This is a genomic window from Microcystis flos-aquae FACHB-1344, assembly GCF_014698375.1.
Taxonomy (GTDB): domain Bacteria; phylum Cyanobacteriota; class Cyanobacteriia; order Cyanobacteriales; family Microcystaceae; genus Microcystis; species Microcystis aeruginosa.
The window spans coordinates 1-5,131 of sequence record NZ_JACJSW010000108.1; the positions used below are offsets into that span (position 1 = coordinate 1).

The following is a 5,131-nucleotide window of genomic DNA, read 5'->3' on the forward strand; positions in this document are numbered from 1 at the left end:
CTCGCCTTTTCTTTGATCCGCCTCAAGCCAGGAAAACACCCCGATTTTTCTAGGGGTCTAACGGCTATGCGCCTTATCCAGCAAGCCTTTTAGTCGCCTTGTCACCCCTTGAAGCGCTTTGGCAATATACTTTCCATAACTTTCAGGTTGAATATTAGGGTATTGAGAAATTAAGTCTGTTTCTTCTGTCCGTAATTCATCGATTTTTTGGTTGAGTTCTTCGTAAGACTTTGGAGCTGTAACTTTCCCTCCTAGATAGACAACGTTGCTCAGTCCAAGAATAGAAAGAAAGTTTTGCGGTAAAGTAAATGTCGCCAAATCTGAACCAATACCGACCAATAATTCAGCAGCTACCAACAAGCTAAAACCTAGTAGTTGAAAGCTGTAAACATCAAATGATCCACCACTTTTTATTAAGTCGCTCCATTTTGCATCTTCTAATTCTGGTTTTTTCTCGTAACCTTTTTCACCAATGGTCAGCCATTCATGATTTCGCAACCAGGTCCAATTAGAGAATGTCAGTCGTTTGCTTCCCAATGCTATCACCTTGGAACCAGTTGTGCCAACAGCGCTGATACCTAGTAGTAAAAGAAGGTCATCTGATAGCCCACTCAGTACTCCACTACTGGCCAGAGTGTATAGAAGTCGCAATAGCACCACTAAGGTGAAACCAAAAATTTGAAAATTAGAAAGACTAGCTTTACCAAACTGTCCTGCTGTCAAAGCTACAGGCTTAATCCATAATGCAGTAAAATTATAGGCGTTATCCCAACTTACCCACCAGACAGTAATTGAATAGAAAACCAAAACACCCCCTAATGCTATTGCCAAGGCCTGGCCAGAGAACTTCGCAGGAGTCCCAGATTGAGTTTGAGAGGAAGGTGTTGCAGCAGCAGTCGGGGAGGGGATTTGAGAGGAAGGTGTTGCAGCAGCAGTCGGGGAGGGGATTTGAGGGGAAGGTGTTGCAGCAGCAGTCGGGGATGGGATTTGAGCTAAGACACTGTTAACTAATCCATAAGCAAAAGTCACAAGAACAGTAGTTAATAATGCAGTAAGCATCCATTTAACAATTGATTTTTTCATTGTCATTCACCTCTTTTTCGGAGCTAAAACTGGATCGATGTATGGGGTTTTAGGTTCAATGATGCCTTTTACCTGCTTTGACAAAAATAGTTAGTTTTATCTATTGATTCAAAGGAAACTTTCCCAGTTTTGGTAGTCTCGCTCCCCATTCGGCTGTGGTAATGACTTTGGCGGTAAATGGCATAATTAGAAAAAATCTCGGCAATAAAATTGTTTAAAAACTTTGAGCAATAATATAGAGTTGTTGACAATAATTTAGCTCATGCAACAACTCTACTTACTTTTTTAGTCAACTCCAACCCTGTAACTGGAACCATCCCGCTCGACTGAGAGTATCTTTGCCGTAATTCCGGTTAGCAGTGAAGAAATCAACATCTCCGCGATCGCGCAAAGCTCTTAGAGCATTTCCAGGTCCAGAATTGTATGCAGCTAAAGCGGCACGGATAAGCTCTTTGCCTTGCAAATTAGTCTTGCGTTGCATAAAAGCTCGGTTGTCAGCAAGAACTTTACAGCCAAAGAGAATGTTCTCTCTGGGATCTTTCCACTTACCAGTAGAGGTAAACTGAGGAAAAGCACGGTCATCAATTTGCATCAGTCCCCGACCGTGACCAAAATCTCCCGTACCAGAAGGGCCAGGTGGATTTAAGAGTAATCCCCAGTGAGATTCTCGTGAACCAATGCCCGCAATCACAGCAATCGGAAAGCCCTGTTGGTTAGCTCCTTCTTCAATAAAAGCTCTGAACTGTTGAGCGGCTTCTAATTGTCTGAGCATGGAAGCATCATTGCGAGCAATCGTCGTGGTAAATACAAGTTCAAGATTGGGAGGTTGCTCGTCTGATAACGCTGCCCAAGTCAGCGGACCGACAATTCCATCATCATCCAAACCACGAGAGCGTTGAAATTGTTTGACAGCCATTTCGGTTGCCTGTCCAAAGAAGCCATCAATAACGACAGCAATTCCTTTGGCATTGAGCAGTTCTTGCAGTTCCATCACTTCGTCTCGAAGTTGAGGAGAAGTATGGTCAAATCCGTCAAATAAACGTAAGGTTGGACCGATCATTGTGCAAATTCTCCTGGCATTTTGTTTTTTGCTAGTTTTCAGGATTATTGAAGTCAGTTTGCCTTTAGGAAGATGAGAGTCCCAACGCCGCAAGCGTGGCAGGCCCAACGATGCCATCAACCGGTTGCAATTGTTTCTGTTGTTGAAATGCTTTAACTGCCTCTTCTGTCTTTGGACCAAAGAAACCATCAACTGTTAACTGGAAGCCATTGCGGACTAATGCTTGCTGAACTTGGCGCACGTCATCTCCTTCCAGAAGTGGGCGCGTGAGTTGCAATAAGCGATCTCCTAGTTCAACGCTACCCCCACCATTAACCCCTGTGTCTAGAGTCGGACCATTAGCAAAGCCATTAGCAGGAGATTTACCGAGACGAGCGGCGGTATTTGGACCCCACTGCCCATCCTCTGCAATCCTGTCATTGGGATTGTTTTGATTCCACAGTTGCTGGAACGCCAGGATAGCAGTTGAGCGGATGTCACGAACCCCAGCACCTTTAAAGTCAAAATGAACCGGATCTGATGGACCTAGCCACTTCCAGCCCTGAGCTTCTAGGAAAGGTCGCCAGCCTGCATGATCTTCAATATCGAGAGCTAATCCACTTTGATGGTTGCTCTTTCCTGGCTCAGCAGCGATAGTAATGCCACATCGATTCGCCTGAGCTTGTTGAAAAAGAAGTAGTTGTTGGGCAATAGTCCGATAAGCGGAGTTGACAATCAGAGTCTGGCCTCGATTGGCAACCGCCCGATCTAGGGCGCGTTTAGCCGCTGGTTGTAAGAATGGCCAAACTGCTTGTCCAAGCCTGATCTTGGGCGAAGAAAAATCAACTAAAGCACCTGAGACAAGTCGATTCATTTGAGCAATGAGTTGCCGATCTAGTCCCCTAACCACTGTCGTGGAACAGCTTGTAGTCCCAGCTTGCGTTACTGTCACCATAAATTTCTTCCTTAGCGAGGGATTCTTAGTTCAACAAGTCCACTTAAGCTAAGGGACTTGCGCTGGGATATCATTCCTACGCAAGTCCCTAAATACCTGGCGATGTTTAGCTTAAATGGTGGTTCTTTTATCCTACTATCCCACTTCCATCGGTCTAACACCCCTTAATAAGACTTAATATGGCACTGTGGGGTTTAATCACCTCAATTTGGGCATAATTACCGCACAGAGGGGTCTAGCATTGTCTCGCTAACAACAATCACAATCGCCCCAACTCCCGTAAGTTTTTCAAATCCAACTCAAAATCTTCAACATCATAGGAATACAGTGCTATTTGGCGCTGCTTTAAAAGTTGGCGAAAATAGACTTTACCTCGACTCTAAAAACTCTTCTACTGTCAAGTTAATATCGCTCGCAATCTGTCGTAATAATCTAGGTGCAATATCTCGTCCTTTATGAAATGGAACAGTAGTTGCACGTCCATCTTCAGGACAGAACTGTTTATGGGAGCCTTTCTGACGTACCTCAACAAAGCCAAGATTTTCTAAGATACGAACCACTTCCTGTGGTTTCAGAACAGGTATATTGCCGATGGTTACTGTGTACCAACAAATACTGTTTCAAATCTTGGTTCTTCGTTACTTGGTATGGTTCGATAGGGGGGCATAAATCGACTAAATCCTTATCTGGCAAGAGACTTAATTGATTAGTTCGCTCTAGAGCAAAAACAATTGACAAAAATCGCTAAATGCCTTTCTCTATAAGGGTTCCATCCCTTATAACCCCCGTCCATTGCATAACACAAACCGAAGAGCCCAAATCTTGTTTGTTCATCCTCAAGGAGCATTTCTATCACTTCACAAAGATTTGTCCGTAATTTATCTAAAGTTTCACCTTGAGAATGTACTCCGGGGAACCCAGGGACATAACCAACATAGAGATTAGTATCAAAATCTTTTTCTACAACAGCAGTAAATGTGTTCATAACCGATACCTAATTTTTAGGCTGACCAGAATAAAAAATAATTATGACATAAATATATAAGGAGAGCGCTAACAAATCTTGGTGCGTTCCCAGGAATTTATTGGCGGAGTAATTCGGAGTTGTCGTGGGGAACGCACCCTACAGCGATGACTAATCTTGGTAATGATAGCGACAGGAAATAATTGTTAGATAATGATCATCGACAACATAAACAAGACGATTAGCTTCATCCGTACGGGACCAAAAACCTGACAAATTCTCTCTCAAGGGTTCAGGTTTACCGATTCCTTCAAAGGGATTGGATAGAGTATCTTGGATGAGCAGATTGATTCTTTTCAGGGTTTTCTTGTCCTGAGATTGCCAATAAAGATAATCTTTTCATGCTTTACTACCCCAAGCCAACTTACGCATCGATTAAATCATGTTCTTGTGTTTTACCTGCTTGATATTCTGCGATCGCTTCTTGCAAATGTTGAGCATTAGCTGCAGATCTTAAGAGATAAACTGTTTCCATCAGACTGTCATAATAACTTTTAGACATGATAACAACATCTTCTGTATCTCCTCTGACAATGAAAGTACAGTTTTTATCATTGGCTACTGTATCTATTACAGATTTAAAGTTTTTTTGGGCTTCACTAAAGTTGACAATGTTGACGCTCATCAGAGTTGTACATGGTTAAGTACAATTGTTATTATAGTTCTGTCCAAATCTGGTTGGCAAAACCCAAAGGCTTCGGGGAACGCACCCTCAAGCTAAACCGAAATAGCATCGCCCTGTTTGGGAAACTTTTCTTTAATATAGCGGAGCAGATCTGACGCAATACCATGATTGTAAATTTTCTTAAATTGCTGCCTTATCTGGCATTATACCTGATTAGAATCTGCTCCGAGACAATCACTTGCGTTAAAACAAAATAAGGCGCGTTACATTTTATTAACACACCCAACCAGATCGGCGATCGCACTATGGAGCGCAGCGGAATTGCCGTCCGGTGCAGCGCATTGTTGGGAGTCCATAAGTCTTTTGATCAGAGCATTACTCATGAGAATTGCTTTTTGGTGATCA

General features: G+C 42.9%; 5 protein-coding genes and 2 pseudogenes. All 7 read right to left on the bottom strand.

Annotation, left to right across the window (positions count from 1 at the left end):
- Positions 1-57: 57 nt before the first annotated feature.
- Positions 58-1,083: a hypothetical protein gene (locus H6G48_RS08850; protein ID WP_242034593.1), complete on the bottom strand. Its 1,026-nt coding sequence runs from the start codon at positions 1,081-1,083 to the stop codon at positions 58-60.
- A 289-nt stretch (positions 1,084-1,372) separates the two neighbouring features.
- Positions 1,373-2,143, bottom strand: coding sequence for a peptidoglycan-binding protein (locus H6G48_RS08855; protein ID WP_190721113.1), 771 nt, complete (start codon positions 2,141-2,143; stop codon positions 1,373-1,375).
- Between the two features lie 64 nt (positions 2,144-2,207).
- Positions 2,208-3,077 carry a peptidoglycan-binding protein gene (locus tag H6G48_RS08860; RefSeq protein ID WP_199308208.1) on the bottom strand — a complete coding sequence of 290 codons (870 nt, stop codon included), beginning with the start codon at positions 3,075-3,077 and terminating at the stop codon, positions 2,208-2,210.
- A 368-nt stretch (positions 3,078-3,445) separates the two neighbouring features.
- Positions 3,446-3,637 carry a type II toxin-antitoxin system HicA family toxin gene (locus tag H6G48_RS08865; RefSeq protein ID WP_002756843.1) on the bottom strand — a complete coding sequence of 64 codons (192 nt, stop codon included), beginning with the start codon at positions 3,635-3,637 and terminating at the stop codon, positions 3,446-3,448.
- Positions 3,638-3,936: 299 nt separating this feature from the next.
- Positions 3,937-4,062: pseudogene (locus H6G48_RS08870) on the bottom strand (type II toxin-antitoxin system HicB family antitoxin); the annotation flags it as partial.
- Between the two features lie 150 nt (positions 4,063-4,212).
- Positions 4,213-4,428: pseudogene (locus H6G48_RS08875) on the bottom strand (Txe/YoeB family addiction module toxin); the annotation flags it as partial.
- A gap of 37 nt (positions 4,429-4,465) precedes the next feature.
- Positions 4,466-4,726: a type II toxin-antitoxin system Phd/YefM family antitoxin gene (locus tag H6G48_RS08880; RefSeq protein WP_002756849.1), complete on the bottom strand. Its 261-nt coding sequence runs from the start codon at positions 4,724-4,726 to the stop codon at positions 4,466-4,468.
- Between the last annotated feature and the right edge of the window lie 405 nt (positions 4,727-5,131).